This window comes from Tessaracoccus coleopterorum (genome assembly GCF_011174705.1).
Classification (GTDB): domain Bacteria; phylum Actinomycetota; class Actinomycetes; order Propionibacteriales; family Propionibacteriaceae; genus Arachnia; species Arachnia coleopterorum.
The window spans coordinates 1,247,088-1,262,089 of record NZ_JAANIJ010000001.1 but is presented as its reverse complement, the minus strand read 5'-3'; the positions used below and the strand labels follow the sequence as shown (position 1 = coordinate 1,262,089).

Below are 15,002 nucleotides of genomic sequence, written 5' to 3'. Positions count from 1 at the left end.
CGCCGCGCGCGAGCCCGCCTGCCGCTCGAACGGGTTGGCCGAGGCCCTGTCCCGCAGCGCAGCATCGACCATCCCGCCGCCGCGAAGTACAGCGGGATGAAGGGGAGGCCCAGACAGGCCGACCACTGCCACGCGTGCTCGTCCTCGTGCGCGATCAGCCCGGGATCCGCGCCTCTGCCTCTTCCAGCGTCCGGCCGGGCAGCAGCACCACGCACCCGACGGTCATGGCGCTCGCGTTCGGGAACGGCATCCGTAGGCCGTCCGCGATCCAGAGGCCCCGCAGACGCCGGATCCTTCCCCCTCCTACGCGGGCCAGGACGAGCCCGAGCGGCGTGGAGAGATTCACGACATTGGCCACCTCGCGGAGCGTGCGCAGCAGTGCCATGGGGGAGCCTCCACTTCAGTGTGTTTGAGCGCGGGTACCTACGGCTCCTGACCCTATCCGCTGAAAGAGTTGGGGCGACGCGAGAACGGAAAGGGCCCGAATGGACGACATCACCACCAGCCCACAGGCGATGGAGGCACAGCTCAACGAGCTGGTGCGCGTCATGCTGCGCATGCAGCCGAGAGGGGAGGATGTGACCGTCCGCGACTCCGAGGCGCAGGTGGCCGTGACGATCGCGGCGGACGGACGGCTGGCGAAGGTCGCCGTCGAGCCCCGCTGGTCGGACAAGGTGGAGGCCGGAGCGCTCGAGACGACGATCCTGACGACCATCGCCGAGGCGCAGTTGAGCGCGTCCGGTCTCGAGGCGGACGGGCCGGAACCCACCGACGCGGAGGTTGCGGCCAGGCGCGACGAGATGACGCGTCGCGCCGAGGCCGTGCTGGAGACGCCCGGTACCGATACCGACCTGCAGGCCAGGATCGACAACCTGCCGAACCTCTTCGACCAGCTCGACGACGCGCTGCAGCGCCTGGGCGAGCGACTGCAGGAGGTCGCGGAGCCCGTGTCGCTGGAGGAGGCCGCCCAGCTCGGCCTGACCGAGGTCGAGGGCGTCCGGTTCCGCTCGCAGAACTCGATGGTCACCCTCACCGTGAACCAGGGCTCGGTGGTCGATCTCGGAATCCACCGCAACTGGGTCGAGGGCAGGTCGGGGATCGTCATCAGCGAGTGCTTCGACCAGATCATCGACCAGCTGAACCACGCAGGCTGAGGAGGGGAGCCATGTCAGAGACAACAATCGCACGGGGCGCGTTCGAGTGGCCCACGCAGGGCGAACACATCGGGCCATGCGTGGCGGGCAGAGCCCGACGGCGCAGGCCGCCCGGGCGACGCCGGCGCCGCGCAGGAACCGCAGAGCGGCTACGTCACGGGTGAGGCCGTCACCGCCGTCCCGGACGATGCGATCGAGATCACCTCGGACGTGACCGTCTCCGACGAGGCTGTGGCCGTCGCACCCGACGGCACCGTGATCGACACCTCTGCCGAGGCGACCGTCATCTCGACGTCCGACGGCGTCGAGATCTCCCTCGGTGCCGACGGGAAGGTCACCGTCGACGCCGACTTCATGGACAACGACTCAAGCGACGTGTCGACGCTCGCCGCGGGCGGATCCTTCGAGACGGCCGAGGGCACGACCGTCACCCTCAACGATGACGGGACCGTCACCGTCGAGCAGGCCAACGGCCAGACGATGACGATCAACGCGGACGGGACGGTCGACGTTGACCTGCCCTCCGAGTACGAGCAGATGGGCAGCGGCGCTGGGTCGGGCGCCGGCTCCGGCGGTGGCGGCGGCGAATCCGGTGCCGCTGAGCCGGGTGCGGACACCCCGCAGGATGCCGACGGCGGTGCCGGCTCAGGGCTCCCTCGGGTGGTGGCGATACCGGTGGTTCCGGCAGCGGAGCGGGCGGCGGGGGCGATCTCGGCGGAGGATCGCCCGTGGGTGGAGGCTCCCTGGCGGAGGGCCCCTATGGGGGAGGGTCCCCGGTCGGCGGTACCGACCTCGGGTCGGGCCGCGTGCCGATGGGCGACACCACGATCAACGACCCGATGGCCCGGGTGGCCCGGTGCTGCCGGACACGTTCGTGCCCGGGGGCCGCAGGCCTCCGGTGGCCCGGGCAACGTCCCGGGAACCGTTGTCGGCGCGCCGGGTGTGGGGACCGGCGACCCGGTGTCCGTGACGGCGACGGCCTGGTCTGGAACCCCGTCGACACCGACGGAGACGGCATCCCGACTACCGGGACACCGACTCCGACAACGACGGCATCCCCGACGCGGTCGAGGCGCTCGGCAACGCCGGCCGAAGGATCCCACCGATGTGCCTCCCGGTACCGGGACGAACGGGCCGGGAAATGACGTTCCCACCGGCAACCCGGACGGCGGCAACCCGACGGTTGAACCGGGCGGCGGCAACCCGGGCGGCGGAAGTCCCAGTGGCGGGAACCCGGGCGGCGGAAGTCCCAGTGGCGGGAACCCGAGCTCCGGCAACCCGGGTGGTGCGGGCGGCACCGACTTCATCGTCGACCTCTCCGACCTGCGCGATGACGCCAGATACGTGGCGAACCTGATCCCCTCGGCCGACGAGCTCTCGGGCTGCTGGGAGTCCGTGTCGGGCCTGGTACAGCACTGGGGCTGTGGCTCCCCGTCGCGGGCGCCTACCGGGGGCCTGCCAGCAGTTCGCCTCCCTCTACGAGGGCGCGGCGGCCGAACTCCAGGCCGTCAGCGACGCCCTGACCGACACCGCCAAGCGCTACGAGGAGGCGGAGGCCAGCGGCGTCCACCTCTCCGGCCAGATCAACAAGTAAGGGGAGTGCAGTGACCTCACCAGCCCTCGCAACCGGTGGTTGCGCCTTCACCCTCGACGTCCAGTGGATCCTCGACATCGTCGACCGGGTCAAGAAGACGGTCGAGAGGATCAGCCAGGTCGTCAACCAGGTACTCGACGTCGCCCGGCGCTTCCTGAAGGCGCTCAGCGGCATCCTCGACTGGTTCTGCTGGGTGCCCGGCCTCGGCAAGTTCGCGAAGAGCTTCGTCGAGCGGGCCTGCCGGATCATCCAATCGACCGTCAACGTCATCAACCGCGGCATCCAGGGCACCCTCGAGGTGTTCAAGCACGTGCTGGCACCCTGGGAGGTGCGCTCGGCCGGCAAGTCGATCGTCGACCAGCTCGTCCCGAAGTGCGAGGCCTTCGCCCTCCAGTACGAGTTGGGCCGGCTCAGGTCGGCCGGCTCGTGGAGCGGTGAGGCCTCATCCTCGTTCTTCTCCTCGCTGACCGCTCAGCAGGACGCCGCGGCCCGGGTGGCCGACGGTGCCAGGAAGTTCGGCGAGGCCGTCCATGAGATGGGAGCCAAGGGCGTCGAGACCACCGTCAACTTCGTGACGCAGTACATCACCGCCGCCGTCGGCGTGATCATCTCCGTCCTCGAGATGGCGGCCGTCCCCGTCGGCACCGCCCTGGGCGCGGCCCAGATCGTCGGCCTCATCGCGGCCATCATCAGCTACGTGATGGTGTGGATCAACGCCATGGCGTCGATGATCTCGTCGATGAACACCATGTCGAACGCGGCCAACCAGGCCGTCCCCGGTGGAGCGTGGCCCAAGGCCGTCGTCTGACCGACCCACGAAGCGGCGGCGTTCCACCCGGGCGACGCCGTGTCGTGTCGCGGATTCTTTGCACTCTCTTGGGTCGAGTGCTAATAATGGACTTAGCACTCTCTACCAGTGAGTGCTACCGGATCGTGGATGAGGCTCAGGCCGTCCGTCGCGGGCATCGGCGGTCCAATGACCAAGAACGTTAACCGGGTTGACACCCCATAACGGAGGACTCCCGAACCACCATGGCAAAGCTAATTCAGTTCAACGAGGACGCGCGTCGCGCCCTCGAGCGCGGCATGAACACCCTGGCCGATGCGGTCAAGGTGACCCTCGGCCCCAAGGGCCGCAATGTCGTCCTTGAGAAGAAGTGGGGCGCACCCACGATCACCAACGACGGCGTGTCCATCGCCAAGGAGATCGAGCTCGAGGATCCCTACGAGCGCATCGGTGCCGAGCTCGTCAAGGAGGTCGCCAAGAAGACCGACGACGTCGCAGGCGACGGCACCACCACCGCCACCGTGCTGGCCCAGGCGATGGTCCGCGAGGGCCTCCGCAACGTGTCGGCCGGCGCCAACCCGATGGGTCTGAAGAAGGGCATCGAGACCGCGGTCGCCGCGATCATCGACCAGCTCTCCGACATGGCCATCGACGTCGAGACCAAGGACCAGATCGCCGCCACCGCGTCGATCTCGGCCGCCGACACCACCGTCGGTGAGATCATCGCCGAGGCGATGGACAAGGTCGGCAAGGAAGGCGTCATCACCGTCGAGGAGTCGAACACCTTCGGGCTCGACCTCGAACTCACCGAGGGCATGCGCTTCGACAAGGGCTACATCTCCCGTACTTCGTCACTGACACGGAGCGCATGGAGGCCACCCTCGACGATCCGTACATCCTGATCGCCAACTCGAAGATCTCCTCGCTGAAGGACCTCCTGCCGGTCCTCGAGAAGGTCATGCAGTCGGGCAAGCCGCTGCTGGTCATCGCCGAGGACGTCGAGGGTGAGGCCCTCGCCGGCCTGATCGTCAACAAGATCCGCGGCACCTTCAAGTCCATCGCCGTCAAGGCCCCGGGCTTCGGCGACCGCCGCAAGGCCATGCTGACCGACATCGCCATCCTCACCGGCGCCGAGGTCATCTCCGAGGAGGTCGGCCTCTCGCTCGACGCCGTCACCCTCGACCTGCTCGGCCGCGCCCGCTCCGTGCTCGTCTCCAAGGACGAGACCACGATCATCGACGGCGCCGGCGACCAGGCCCAGATCGAGGGCCGCGTCTCGCAGATCCGCAAGGAGATCGAGAACTCGGACTCCGACTACGACCGCGAGAAGCTCCAGGAGCGCCTCGCCAAGCTGGCCGGTGGCGTCGCCGTCATCAAGGTCGGCGCGGCCACCGAGGTCGAGCTGAAGGAGCGCAAGCACCGCATCGAGGACGCCGTCCGCAACGCGAAGGCGGCCGTCGAAGAGGGCATCGTCCCGGCGGTGGCGTGGCGCTGCTGCAGGCGGCCAAGGCCGTCGACCTGTCTGCTCTGACCGGTGACGAGGCCGTCGGTGCCGCCAGCGTGCTGGCCGCCGCCTCGGCTCCGCTGAAGCAGATCGCCGCCAACGCCGGCCTCGAGGGTGGCGTCGTTGCTGAGAAGGTCGCCAACCTGCCGGTCGGCGAGGGTCTCAACGCGGCAAGCGGCGAGTACGTCAACATGGTCGACAGCGGCATCATCGACCCGGCGAAGGTCACCCGCTCGGCGCTGCAGAACGCGGCCTCGATCGCGGCCCTGTTCCTCACCACCGAGGCCGTCATCGCGGACAAGCCCGAGAAGGCTGCCCCGATGCCCGGTGGCGACGACATGGGCGGCATGGGCGGCATGGGTGGCTTCTGATCCGCACCTGACGCGCAACGTCTGAGGGGAGGGCGGTCCCGCAAGGGCCGCCCTCCTTTCGCGTTCTCAGCGGCCGACCAGGTCGGTGTCGAAGAGCGCAGCCAGGAGTTCGGAGTTGATGAACACGACGTTGCGCCCGACCTTCTGCCGGTCAATGAGCCCGTCGTCGGCCAGCGCGGTCAGCCAGCGTGAGGCCGTCTGGCGCTGCGCGAGCCCCGCGGCCACGACGTCTTCGATGCGGGCGTATGGCTGCCGGGTCAGGATGCGCGCCAGCTCGGCCGCATGGAACGTCGGGTGGGACTCGCGGATCGAGGCCTCGATCCGATCGCGCTGGCCGATGACCGTGGTCACCAGCTGAAGCGCGGACCTGGCCGACTCCTCAACGGCCCGGGCCATGAAGATGACCCATTCCTCCCACGCCCCGTCCGCGGTGACTGCGCGGAGCAACCGGTAATAGTCGTCCCTGTGCCGGACCAGGTAGCCGGAGAGATACAGCACCGGCCTCGTCAGGAGGCCGTGCTGCCGCAGAACCAGCAGGTTGAGGATGCGTCCGGTGCGACCGTTCCCGTCGAAGAACGGGTGGATCGCCTCGAACTGGTAGTGCTGGAGAGCCATCGCCACGAGGGCGTCCAGTGGCTCGTGTTCATGGATGAATCGCTCCCATTGCCCCAGCTTCTCCAGGATGAGTGCCTCGCCCTCGGGCGGGCGTAGGCCCGGTGTCCCGTGACGGGATTGCCGATGAACGTGCCCGGTCGGTTGCGGATCGGCATCTCCGCTCCGTGCAGGGTGCTGCATACGGTGCGCGCCGTCTGAACTGTGAGGGGACGCTGCGTGACGGACGCGAACCCGGCCCAGAGAGCCTCGCGGTAGCGCAGAGCCTCCTTCGCGGCTGGCGTCAGCTCGTCAAAGGCGCCGCTGGCCGCGCGGAACAGCTCGTCGTTGGTGGTGACGATGTTCTCGATGTGGCTGGACGCCTGCGCCTCGATCAGCGGTGTGATGTTGATCAGAAGGGATGGATCGGGCATCCGCTGACAGGCCATGTCGAGGGAAGCGAGCTGACGGCTCGCATCGAGTGCGGCCCTGAATACCGCGGGCGTCTCGATGTCCGCCCGTGGCGGGAGGGCGGCAACTCCTGGTAGGGAGCATGGCCTCGAAGGACATGTTCCGAGGGTGACCATCTTGTGCCGATACGTACACGAAACGGCGTTTCCTGTACATGTTCACGGGACGTGTCCACGCCGTCACCATGTCCCCGGAGAGCGCCCAGCAGCGTCCCCGCCCAGCCGGGCGGTAGCCTCGTCCCCATGACCCTGATCAGAGAAGCCCGCCGTGAGGACTGTCAGAGCATCCTCGACCTGATCCGGGAACTTGCCACCTACGAGCGCGAGCCCGACGCGGTGGTCAACACCGTCGAGGCGCTCGAGGCCCACCTGTTCGGCGCCCAGCCCGCCGTCTTCTGCCACGTCGCGGAGCATGAGGGCCGGGTCATCGGCCTGGCGCTGTGGTTCCTCACCTACTCCACCTGGGAGGGCGCCACGGCATCCACCTCGACGACCTCTACATCTCGCCCGAACACCGCGGCAAGGGCACCGGCTTCGCCCTGCTGAAGACCCTCGCAGAGATCTGCGTGGAGCGCGGCTACCGCCGCCTCGAGTGGACGGTGCTCGACTGGAACGCGCCCGCCATCGCCTTCTACGAGTCGATCGGCTCGCACAGCATGGACGGCTGGAGCACCCGCCGCCTCGACGGGGACGCGCTGCGGCGCCTGGGCGCCCGGAAGGCGCTGAACTGGGATGACGGGGTGGCGGCGCGGGCCATCACCGCGCAGCGGGCCGTCGAGGGCCCCTTCCGGCTGCTGCGCGCCGACCTGCTGCCTGTCGTCGTCGCCGTCCTCTCATATCGCTTCGAGGCGACGCGTGTCGTCGGCTACGCCGAGTTCCTCGAACAGGTCGGCGAGGATCTCGACGAGCTGCGTGACGCCGGCTTTGCGCTCCCGCGCACGGCGCAGGAGTATGTGGCCGACTGGATCTCCGGCGGCTATCTGGTGCGCCGGCCCGGCGCCGCGGCCCGCGAGGAGACCGTCGAGCTGTCTCGCAGCGCCGCCGACGTGGTGCGCTTCGTCGGCGACGCGCAGGAGTCCCGCTCCGCCGTGACGTCCTCACGGCTGAGCAACGTGGCCGGCCTGCTCGACTCCCTCGCCAGGGAGTCCGACCCCGACGCCACCACACGCATCCAGGGCTACGCGAGGAGCGCGACCGGATCGACCGGGAGATCGAGCGCATCGAGGCCGGCCAGTACCAGCCCCTTGACGACCGCATCGCCCGCGAGCGGCTCACCGAGATCCTGCGGCTGGCCGGCGAGGTGCCCGGCGACTTCGCGAAGGTGGCCGACGACCTCGAGTCGCTGAACGGCGAGCTGCGCGAACAGATCATCAACCACGACGGCTCCCGCGGCGGGTCCTCGAGGGCGTCTTCGCCGGGGTCGACCTCATCGAGACCAGCGAGGCCGGCCGCACGTTCAACGCCTTCCACGAGCTGCTGCTGGACAGCGTCCTCGCCGACCGCTTCGACGGTGCCGTCGAGGCCCTGCTCGGGCGCGGGTTCGCCGGCACAATGCCGGCCGCCGACGCCGTGTTCCTGCGCCGCTACCTCACGCTGCTGCAGCGCGAGAGCAACCAGGTGCGCCGCAGCCTCACCGAGTTCTCGCGGAGCCTCCGCCGCTTCGTCGAGACGCAGGAGTACCGCGAGCACAAGCGCCTGGCGGAGGCGCTGACCCGCGCCGACCAGGCGGCCCTCGCCGCGCTCAGGAAGCACTCGCCGACCACCCCGCTTGGCCGCGACCTCGACCTGACGTCGCTTCGGATCTCATCGGTCGGCTCCTGGGCCCTCCACAACCCGGCCGACCTGCGCACCGTCGACGAGGTCGTGGCCAACGAGGTGCCCGAGCTGGACCTCGAGCACCTGCGGCTGCTCGTCCGGTTGACCGAGATCGACTTCCCCGAGCTCGAGCGCCAGATCGCCGACACCGTCGATCGCACACCGGGCGCGACCGTGGCCGACGTGCTGGCCGCGCACCCGGCGACCCAGGGCCTCGCCTCCGTGATCGGCCTGCTCGTGCTCGCCGAGGACAACGCCACCGAGGCGCCCGGGCGTGAGGAATGGACGTGGGTCTCCTCGCAGGGGTTCCCCGAACCGTCAGCGCGCCCCGCTATGTTTTCACCGACGTCCCTCTGCACTGGAGACTCCCATGAGCCTGAGCAGCGCCCCCGCCGGGCCGACGGCGAACTCGAAGACTTCGATGACGCCGAGCAGGTCGAGGCTCCCGAGGATCCGGGCGAACTGGATCCCGCCACGCGACGGCTCCTCCTCAAGCTGCTCAACGGCCCCTATGTGCGGGCCGAGGAACACGCCAAGCTGTGGGCGGCGCTCGAGCGGAGCGAGAGCGTCGTCCGCTCCCGCCTCGCCGACCTCTACCTCCAGCTCGTCATCGACCGCGACGCGGGTGTCGCCTTCGTGCGCAACCTCGCCCTCGACGACGCCCGAAGGTCGTGCGTCGCCAGCCGCTCACCTCCTCGACACCGTCCTCGTCCTGTACCTGCGGCGGCTGCTGCTGGCCGGCCAGGGAAGTGGCGCCCGCGTCTTCGTGGGCCGCGACGAGATCGAGGACCACCTGCGGGCTTCCTGCAGAACGACAGCACAGACAAGAAGGCGCAGGAGGCGAAGGTCGGCCGCTCCATCGCCAAGATGACCGACAACTCGATCCTGCTTCGGGCCGAGGTGGAGGACCGGTGGGAGATCTCGCCGGTGCTGCGGCTGGTGTTCGGGGCCGACGAGGTCGCCGCCCTGACCGCCGACCTGGAACGGATGGCCGCGCAATGATCCAGCGTCGACTCTCCCGCGTCCAGCTCGTGAACTGGGCACCTTCAACGGTGCCTGGAGCTTCGCCGTCCCGTGGAAGGGCCTTCTCCTGACGGGCCGTCCGGCGCAGGCAAGTCGTCCGTGCTCGACGCCATGGCCGCCGTGCTCGTGGCACCGGGCAAGCTGCGCTTCAACGCCGCCGCCCAGGGAACCGACACCCGTGACCACGACCGCAACCTCGTCACCTACGTGCGCGGCGCACACAAGCGCGAGGCCGACGAGGAGACCGGCGAGGTCGGGGCCGCCTTCCTGCGCAAGGGCCCGACGTGGAGCGGCATCGCGCTCACCTTCGTCGACGAGGCAGGCGCCGCCACCACCCTGCTCCGGCTCTTCCACATCAGCGGCAGCTCGACGCAGCGCGAGGACCTGAAGTCGCTGTTCGCCGTCGCGCCCGGCGAGGTGGACCTCCTCTCGCTGCAGGGCTACGTGGCCAACGGCATCGAGTCGCGGCAGCTCAAGGCCGCGTTCCCGACTGGAACGCCTACCCGGCCGACCGGTACGGCTCGTTCGCCGAGCGTTTCCGGCGGCTGCTCGGCATCGGGTCGGAGCAGGCTCAGGTGCTGCTGCACAAGACCCAGTCGGCCAAGAACCTCACGAATCTCGACTCGCTGTTCCGCGACTTCATGCTCGACGTGCCCGCGACCTTCGACCTGGCGGAGGTCATGATCGAGCAGTTCGGCGAGCTTCGATCGGCCCACAGCTCGGTCGTCGATGCGCGCAACCAGGTCGAGGCCCTCGTCCCCTGCGGCCGCTGGCCGCCGAGCTGGACTCCCTCGACGCGCGGCGCGACGTCGTGGCACAGCAGGTGGAACACCTCGACTCCTGGCTGCGGGCCCGCCGCCTCGCCGCCGTCTCGGCCGAGCTGGAGAACCGACGCCCGGTCACGGCGAGGCTGGAGGCCGAGGTCGGCGCGGCCGCGAACGCGGCGGAGGCCGCCGAGGTCGAACGCCGTCGCTGCCAGCAGGCGGTGGACAACTCCGGCGGCGGCGACCTCACGGTGCTCGAGGACCTCCGGCGGGCCCACCTCGCCGACCGTGACCGGGCCCGTGGCGACCGCGACACCTTCGCCAGCGCGGCAGGCAGGCTGACGCTCGTCCCTCCCGCCACCGCCGACGACGTCGGCCGCTTCGAGGAGGAGCTGGCGGGAGCCCGCGAAGAGCTGGTGTCCCGGCAGGAGGCGTTTGACGCCGCGCAGGGCGGCTGCTGCCGGAGCTGGGCGATGCGCGAAGAACGCTGAAGGGCCTGCAGGCCGACCTGACGGCGCTGCGCCGCCACCGCTCCAACCTGGACGCGCGGCTCCTGCAGGTCCGCGAGGACCTCGCGGCCGTGCTGCAGGTGCCGGCCAACCGGCTCCCCTTCGTGGGTGAGCTGCTCCAGGTCCGCGCCGACGAGGCCCGCTGGACCGGCGCCATCGAGCGCGTGCTCGGCAACTTCGCCAGGACGCTCATCATCCCGGCCCGGCACCAGCGGGCCGCCTCCGAATACATCGACCGCGAGCACCTCTTCACGCGGCTCGTCTACGAGTTCGTCGAGCCGGACCGCCTGGGAGTGCCGCAGTTCGAGGCGGAGCAGCTCCCCGGCAAGCTGGAACTCGCCGACGGCGAGTACACCGGCTGGCTGGCGCAGCGGCTCCAGCACCGGTTCATGTACGCCTGTGTCGCCGACGTCGCAGGCCTTCGCGACCGGGAGCGGGCCGTCACCGTCAACGGCCAGGTCCGGCACTCGCAGGGGCTGCACGAGAAGGATGACCGCAGCCGCGTCGACGACCGTTCGCGCTGGGTGCTCGGCTTCTCCACGAGGGCGAAGGAGGCCGACCTCGAGGCCCGCATCGCGGAGGCGGAAGCGAAGGTCGCCGAGATCGACGCGGAGCTGACCCGCTGGGACGACGAACGGGCCGAGGTGAAGACCCGCGCCGACGCCCTGCGCGACCTCGCCCGCTTCACGTGGGAGCAGATCGACGTGGCCGCCCATGACCAGCGCATCGCCGGGGTGGAGCGGCGCCTCGAACAGCTGCGGGAGCGCAACGTCGACCTCGCCGCGATGGAGGCCGCGCTGCGACGGGCCGAGGCCGCAAAGGTCGCGGCCGACGCGCAGCTCCGCGACCTGAACGTCGAACAGCAGCGCCACGCGGACGGCGTAGCCCGGCTCGAGAAGGAGGCCGAGGCCTCGTCGGCTACCTGGCACAGGCCGCCGTCATCCCTGACGACGTGGCTGCCGAGCTCGCGCGGGAGGCGGCCGGGCTCGCCGAGGGCGACCTCGATGCCCGGCTGCGCGACCGGCTCCACCGGCGCGACACGGAGCTCGCGCAGGCGCTGGCCCGCGCCGAGAAGCAGGCCGTGCGGCTCATGGACCGCTTCCGGGCCGGCTGGGCCGCCGCTGCGGCCGACTGGGACAGCGCGCGCGAGTATCTGCCCGAGTTCCTCACCCGGCTGGGAGAGCTGGAGGCCGACCGGCTCCCCGACTTCGAGGACCGCTTCTTCGACCTGCTCAACAGCCAGGCCCGCAACAACATCAGCAGCCTCGCCTCGCAGATCCGCGGCGCCCGCTCCGAGATCCGCAGCCGGGTCGACGACGTCAACCGCTCCCTCCTGCTGACGCGGTTCAGTCGCGACGGAATGCTGCAGATCAAGGTCCTCGACCGCTCGCTTCCCGCCGTGGAGGAGTTCCGCCGCACCCTCAACCAGATCACCGAGGGCTCCCTCCTCGACCTCGGCGGCACCGACGCCCAGGCCGGACGGCGCGCCGCGGAGGAACGCTTCGCCCGCATGGAGGCGCTCCTCGACCGGCTGGGCTCCGCCGAGCCGGGGACAGGACCTGGCGCGAACAGTGCCTCGACACCCGCCAGCACGTGACGTTCCAGGCCGGGTGATCGACGACGACGGCGTCCAGGTCGACGTCTACACCGGCTCGGGCGGGCGCTCCGGCGGCGAGCGGCAGAAGCTCGTGACGTTCTGCCTCGCCGCGGCACTGCGCTTCCAACTCGCCCCGAGGGCACACCGCGCCGACCTACGCGCTGGTGGTCATCGACGAGGCCTTCGACAAGGCCGACCACACCTTCACGCAGGCCGGCCTCGAGGTGTTCCGCACCTTCGGGTTCCAGTTGCTGCTCGCAACCCCATGAAGATGCTGCAGACGATCGACGACTACGTGGGCGGCGTCGTCATGGTCACCAACCAGCCCGGCCGCGGCTCGACGCTGCAGGAACTCCACTACGACCTTGAGCGGCCAGCCGCTCACGCCGAGGCCGAGGCGGAGCAGGACTCGCTGCTGTGAGGACGGTGGATGAGTTCCGGGCGTTCGCCGGGCGGCAGTGGCCCCGGCGGCTTCCCGGCTGGTTGGCCGCGGCATCCGCCGGCGCCGAGGACCCTCTCTCCTGGCCGCTGCAACCCCCGACACAGGCGGCGGCCCTGGCCGCCCCGACACCGTCGCCGCCTGGGCCTCGGCCTGGCGGCGGCTCGAGGAACGGCCCGGGATCGCCGTCGAATGGGTCGAGCGCCGATGGGCCTCGCTTGGGCGGCAGCTCCTCCCGCCCGGGTGACGGCCACGCCGTCGGCTGTCGCCGAGCTGGCGGGACAGGCACGGCAGTGGCGGCTGGCGCTGGAGGCCGTCGACCTGCTGCAACGGGCCTGGCCCGAGGCCGATCTCGCCGCCGCCTGGGCGGCGGTCGCGAGGCCGCTCACCCGCTGCGAACACGACGACCTCGACCGGCTGGCGGCGGTCCTCGGCTGGCTGGCCGCGCACCCCGGTCGGGCTGTGGGAGCGGGAGCTGCCCGTGCCGGGGTCGACACCAAATGGTTCGAGCGCCACCGCGCGCTGGTCGAGCCCCTCGCAGCCGCGCTGACGGGCGCCGGCACCGGCCTGGTGCGGCAAGGCGTCTCGTTCCGGGTGCGCAGCCTCGACGAGGCGGCGTGGCCCGCCGTCACCCCTTTCTCGGTTCCGCTCGCGGGTTGCATGACCTGGCCTGGCGCCCGCACCACGTGCTGATCTCAGAGAACCTCACCTCGGTGGCCACCCTGCCGCAGCTCAAGGACACCGTCGCGGTGCACGGCATGGGTTCGCGGCGCCATCGTTGGCCGAGGTGGGCTGGATCCGCGACGCCGAGGTCTCCTACTGGGGCGACCTAGACACCTACGGCTTCCAGATCCTCGGCCGGGTGCGTGAGGTCCTGCCTCAGACCCGCTCCGTCCTGATGGACGAGGCGACGCTGGCTGCGGCCAGGGGTTCGCCGTGACGGAGCCGCGTCCCTACCGCGGCGAGATCGGCCACCTCAACCTCGAAGAACTCGCGGCGCTCGCGCTGCTGCGACGAGACGACCTGCGCCTCGAACAGGAACGGATCCCGCGGGAGGTGGTGGCCGCGGCCGTCGTGTCGGCCCTCGGCTAGGCCCTTCGATGGGCTGACCAACGCAAAATCCGACTCTTCGTACCTGAGCGTCGGATTCACGCTCTCCCCACACTCAGGTAGGAAGAACCGAAAAACCCTTGCGCAGTTGCACGTTCAAATGCCAGAGTTTCCCCAGTTGCACGTTCAAAACGGTGCCCGGTCGGCGTTGCGGGTTCGCGAACGCGACAGTTTCGTCGCTGATCCCGCTTATCGTCGGTGACGTCCGGGCACAGATGACGAAGGAGTCACGCAATGCGCATGTCCCGCTTCACCTCGGGTTTGGCCATGACGGCCCTGATAGCCTCCAGCGCGGTCGTCACGGCCGCCGTCCCCACCCGAGCGCGTCCGCCGCCACCACCGCGGTCACGCTGGTGGGCGACCTCCAGGACGAGCTCGGCTGCGCCGGCGACTGGCAGCCGGACTGCGACGCCACCGCGCTCGGCGACCCGGACGGCGACGGCACCTGGACCGCCGACTTCACCGTGCCTGCCGGTGACCACGAGTTCAAGATCGCGATCAACCGCTCCTGGGATGAGGCCTACGGCCCGGCCGAGGGAACTGGCCGCTGAAACTCGGTGCACCCGGAAGCTCACCTTCAGCTTCGACGACGCCACCAACAAGGTCTCCGTCGCGGCCGCCGACCTCCCGGGCGGCTACGAGGCAGCCGACGACGCGCTCGTCGCGGCGCCGTTCGCCGATGAAGGCGCGGGCAACAACTTCTACTTCGTGATGACCGACCGCTTCGACAACGGATCGACCGCCAACGACTCCTGCATCGCAACCGGCCACGCCGGGGCCGACGGCGTGCTCCCCGTCGACTGCGACGGCACCGACCGGCTCGTCACCGGCTTCGACCCCACCGACAAGGGCTTCTTCAACGGCGGCGACATCCAGGGCCTGCACGACCGGCTCGACTACATCGAGGGCCTCGGCACCACCGCCATCTGGCTCACCCCGTCGTTCGTCAACCGGCCCGTCCAGGGCGCCGGGACGGAAGCTTCGGCCGGCTACCACGGGTACTGGGTGACCGACTTCACCCGGATCGACCCGCATCTCGGCACCAACGCCGAGCTCGGCGACCTCATCGACGCCGCCCACGAGCGCGGCATCAAGGTCTACTTCGACATCATCGCCAACCACACCGCAGACGTCATCTACTACGCCGGACACGAGGGCACCAACCCGCCCTACGTCACCAAGGCGACCAGCCCGTACGTCGACGTCGACGGCAACCCGTTCGACCCTCCGACTACGCGGCGGGCAACCGGGCCATGCCGCTGCTGAACCCGACG

The 15,002-nt window shown here is 70.1% G+C and carries 20 protein-coding genes and 5 pseudogenes; 20 read left to right on the top strand and 5 right to left on the bottom strand.

Annotated elements, in window-relative coordinates; genetic code table 11:
• Positions 1-154 precede the first annotated feature (154 nt).
• The gene (locus G7085_RS08010; protein ID WP_197510564.1) at positions 155-385 is read right to left on the bottom strand and encodes a hypothetical protein; all 231 of its coding nucleotides are present in this window, start codon (positions 383-385) and stop codon (positions 155-157) included.
• Between the two features lie 100 nt (positions 386-485).
• On the opposite strand from G7085_RS08010, the gene G7085_RS08005 reads away from it, so the two are divergent.
• Positions 486-1,154, top strand: coding sequence for a hypothetical protein (locus G7085_RS08005; RefSeq protein ID WP_197510563.1), 669 nt, complete (start codon positions 486-488; stop codon positions 1,152-1,154).
• A 149-nt stretch (positions 1,155-1,303) separates the two neighbouring features.
• Here the strand turns inward: G7085_RS08005 and G7085_RS08000 are convergent, their stop codons facing one another.
• Positions 1,304-1,771: a hypothetical protein gene (locus G7085_RS08000; protein WP_197510562.1), complete on the bottom strand. Its 468-nt coding sequence runs from the start codon at positions 1,769-1,771 to the stop codon at positions 1,304-1,306.
• Between the two features lie 806 nt (positions 1,772-2,577).
• On the opposite strand from G7085_RS08000, the gene G7085_RS07995 reads away from it, so the two are divergent.
• From G7085_RS07995 to groL, 3 genes and pseudogenes are all read left to right on the top strand, one after another.
• The gene (locus G7085_RS07995) at positions 2,578-2,748 is read left to right on the top strand and encodes a hypothetical protein (protein WP_197510561.1); all 171 of its coding nucleotides are present in this window, start codon (positions 2,578-2,580) and stop codon (positions 2,746-2,748) included.
• A 10-nt stretch (positions 2,749-2,758) separates the two neighbouring features.
• A complete protein-coding gene (locus G7085_RS07990; protein ID WP_197510560.1) occupies positions 2,759-3,556 on the top strand; it encodes a hypothetical protein in 798 nt (265 codons plus the stop codon).
• Positions 3,557-3,780: 224 nt separating this feature from the next.
• A pseudogene (gene groL / locus G7085_RS07985) lies at positions 3,781-5,410 on the top strand (chaperonin GroEL).
• Between the two features lie 66 nt (positions 5,411-5,476).
• On the opposite strand, the gene G7085_RS24955 reads toward groL, so the two are convergent.
• The 3 genes and pseudogenes from G7085_RS24955 to G7085_RS24945 form a co-directional block, all read right to left on the bottom strand.
• Positions 5,477-5,908: a Fic family protein gene (locus G7085_RS24955; protein WP_231980818.1), complete on the bottom strand. Its 432-nt coding sequence runs from the start codon at positions 5,906-5,908 to the stop codon at positions 5,477-5,479.
• 87 nt (positions 5,909-5,995) lie between these two features.
• Positions 5,996-6,205 (bottom strand): annotated as a pseudogene (locus G7085_RS24950) (hypothetical protein); the annotation flags it as partial.
• Between the two features lie 107 nt (positions 6,206-6,312).
• Positions 6,313-6,435 (bottom strand): annotated as a pseudogene (locus tag G7085_RS24945) (Fic/DOC family N-terminal domain-containing protein); the annotation flags it as partial.
• A 279-nt stretch (positions 6,436-6,714) separates the two neighbouring features.
• Between G7085_RS24945 and G7085_RS24940 the strand changes: the two are divergent.
• From G7085_RS24940 to G7085_RS07905, 16 genes and pseudogenes are all read left to right on the top strand, one after another.
• Positions 6,715-7,017: a GNAT family N-acetyltransferase gene (locus G7085_RS24940; RefSeq protein WP_231979324.1), complete on the top strand. Its 303-nt coding sequence runs from the start codon at positions 6,715-6,717 to the stop codon at positions 7,015-7,017.
• On the top strand, positions 6,912-7,817 hold the full coding sequence (locus G7085_RS24935; RefSeq protein WP_331715548.1) for a GNAT family N-acetyltransferase: 906 nt from the start codon (positions 6,912-6,914) through the stop codon (positions 7,815-7,817). The genes G7085_RS24940 and G7085_RS24935 overlap by 106 nt, the downstream gene beginning before the upstream one ends.
• Positions 7,709-8,535 (top strand): annotated as a pseudogene (locus G7085_RS24930) (DUF3375 family protein); the annotation flags it as partial. The gene G7085_RS24935 and the pseudogene G7085_RS24930, both read left to right, overlap by 109 nt.
• Before the next feature lie 84 nt (positions 8,536-8,619).
• Positions 8,620-9,288, top strand: coding sequence for a DUF4194 domain-containing protein (locus tag G7085_RS24925; protein ID WP_231980074.1), 669 nt, complete (start codon positions 8,620-8,622; stop codon positions 9,286-9,288).
• Positions 9,289-9,360: 72 nt separating this feature from the next.
• Positions 9,361-9,993, top strand: a complete 633-nt coding sequence (locus G7085_RS07960) for an ATP-binding protein (RefSeq protein ID WP_331715547.1) — start codon at positions 9,361-9,363, stop codon at positions 9,991-9,993.
• 127 nt (positions 9,994-10,120) lie between these two features.
• Positions 10,121-10,564 (top strand): hypothetical protein, encoded by a 444-nt coding sequence (locus tag G7085_RS07955; protein WP_197510557.1) that lies wholly within the window; start codon positions 10,121-10,123, stop codon positions 10,562-10,564.
• An 89-nt stretch (positions 10,565-10,653) separates the two neighbouring features.
• Positions 10,654-11,922: a hypothetical protein gene (locus G7085_RS07950; RefSeq protein WP_197510556.1), complete on the top strand. Its 1,269-nt coding sequence runs from the start codon at positions 10,654-10,656 to the stop codon at positions 11,920-11,922.
• A gap of 20 nt (positions 11,923-11,942) precedes the next feature.
• Positions 11,943-12,179 (top strand): hypothetical protein, encoded by a 237-nt coding sequence (locus G7085_RS07945; protein WP_197510555.1) that lies wholly within the window; start codon positions 11,943-11,945, stop codon positions 12,177-12,179.
• A pseudogene (locus tag G7085_RS34490) lies at positions 12,154-12,448 on the top strand (SbcC/MukB-like Walker B domain-containing protein). Before G7085_RS07945 ends, G7085_RS34490 begins: the two are co-directional and overlap by 26 nt.
• 2 nt (positions 12,449-12,450) lie before the next feature.
• Positions 12,451-12,600 (top strand): hypothetical protein, encoded by a 150-nt coding sequence (locus tag G7085_RS07935; RefSeq protein WP_197513058.1) that lies wholly within the window; start codon positions 12,451-12,453, stop codon positions 12,598-12,600.
• A 37-nt stretch (positions 12,601-12,637) separates the two neighbouring features.
• On the top strand, positions 12,638-12,865 hold the full coding sequence (locus tag G7085_RS34485) for a DUF3322 domain-containing protein (RefSeq protein ID WP_197510554.1): 228 nt from the start codon (positions 12,638-12,640) through the stop codon (positions 12,863-12,865).
• A complete protein-coding gene (locus G7085_RS07925; RefSeq protein ID WP_231979323.1) occupies positions 12,826-13,311 on the top strand; it encodes a DUF3322 domain-containing protein in 486 nt (161 codons plus the stop codon). The genes G7085_RS34485 and G7085_RS07925 overlap by 40 nt, the downstream gene beginning before the upstream one ends.
• Positions 13,289-13,558 carry a Wadjet anti-phage system protein JetD domain-containing protein gene (locus G7085_RS29865; RefSeq protein ID WP_269452083.1) on the top strand — a complete coding sequence of 90 codons (270 nt, stop codon included), beginning with the start codon at positions 13,289-13,291 and terminating at the stop codon, positions 13,556-13,558. The genes G7085_RS07925 and G7085_RS29865 overlap by 23 nt, the downstream gene beginning before the upstream one ends.
• Positions 13,555-13,710 (top strand): hypothetical protein, encoded by a 156-nt coding sequence (locus G7085_RS07915; RefSeq protein ID WP_197510551.1) that lies wholly within the window; start codon positions 13,555-13,557, stop codon positions 13,708-13,710. Before G7085_RS29865 ends, G7085_RS07915 begins: the two co-directional genes overlap by 4 nt.
• 233 nt (positions 13,711-13,943) lie before the next feature.
• Positions 13,944-14,279, top strand: coding sequence for a pullulanase X25 domain-containing protein (locus tag G7085_RS07910; protein ID WP_197510550.1), 336 nt, complete (start codon positions 13,944-13,946; stop codon positions 14,277-14,279).
• Entirely contained in the window at positions 14,242-14,994 is a 753-nt protein-coding gene (locus G7085_RS07905) for an alpha-amylase family glycosyl hydrolase (RefSeq protein WP_197510549.1), read from the top strand. Before G7085_RS07910 ends, G7085_RS07905 begins: the two co-directional genes overlap by 38 nt.
• Positions 14,995-15,002: the final 8 nt, after the last annotated feature.

Coding starts and splice junctions, on each gene's coding strand:
- G7085_RS24925 (WP_231980074.1), top strand. CDS start 8,620: ATGTTTTCACCGACGTCCCTCTGCACTGGAGACTCCCATGAGCCTGAG.
- G7085_RS07925 (WP_231979323.1), top strand. CDS start 12,826: ATGGGCCTCGCTTGGGCGGCAGCTCCTCCCGCCCGGGTGACGGCCACG.
- G7085_RS08010 (WP_197510564.1), bottom strand. CDS start 385: ATGGCACTGCTGCGCACGCTCCGCGAGGTGGCCAATGTCGTGAATCTC.
- G7085_RS07945 (WP_197510555.1), top strand. CDS start 11,943: ATGCTGCAGATCAAGGTCCTCGACCGCTCGCTTCCCGCCGTGGAGGAG.
- G7085_RS24940 (WP_231979324.1), top strand. CDS start 6,715: ATGACCCTGATCAGAGAAGCCCGCCGTGAGGACTGTCAGAGCATCCTC.
- G7085_RS07910 (WP_197510550.1), top strand. CDS start 13,944: ATGACGAAGGAGTCACGCAATGCGCATGTCCCGCTTCACCTCGGGTTT.
- G7085_RS07935 (WP_197513058.1), top strand. CDS start 12,451: ATGCTGCAGACGATCGACGACTACGTGGGCGGCGTCGTCATGGTCACC.
- G7085_RS08005 (WP_197510563.1), top strand. CDS start 486: ATGGACGACATCACCACCAGCCCACAGGCGATGGAGGCACAGCTCAAC.
- G7085_RS07905 (WP_197510549.1), top strand. CDS start 14,242: ATGAGGCCTACGGCCCGGCCGAGGGAACTGGCCGCTGAAACTCGGTGC.